Origin of the sequence: Pseudomonas sp. PS01298, from assembly GCF_029959745.1 — a bacterium.
Classification (GTDB): domain Bacteria; phylum Pseudomonadota; class Gammaproteobacteria; order Pseudomonadales; family Pseudomonadaceae; genus Aquipseudomonas; species Aquipseudomonas aylmerensis.
Genome location: NZ_JASCPP010000272.1, coordinates 1 through 292, shown reverse-complemented (window position 1 = coordinate 292; position 292 = coordinate 1). Strand labels below are relative to the sequence as shown.

1 pseudogene is annotated in these 292 nt (G+C 64.0%); it reads right to left on the bottom strand.

Annotated features, from left to right (window positions below):
• Positions 1 to 292, bottom strand: a pseudogene (locus QMX97_RS32090) (cytosine permease); the annotation flags it as partial.

The following is a 292-nucleotide window of genomic DNA, read 5'->3' as shown; positions in this document are numbered from 1 at the left end:
GCCCAGCAGGGCACCCACGTCGTTGCCCGCCAGCAGCTTGTAGAACAGGTAGATGAAGGCCACCACCCCCAACACACTGGCCACGCGCCCGATGCCGTGGATGCCGCGGTAGCCGAAGACGGTGAACACCATGATCAACCCGGCAAACAGCACAATGCCGACCCAGTCTTCGACGTGCAGCAACTGCGCTACCGCCTGCCCCGCCAGCAATGAACCGCTGGCCGAAAAGCCGACATACATCAGGCACACCAGCACCACCGGGATCACGGCGCCATACCCGCCGAACTGCACG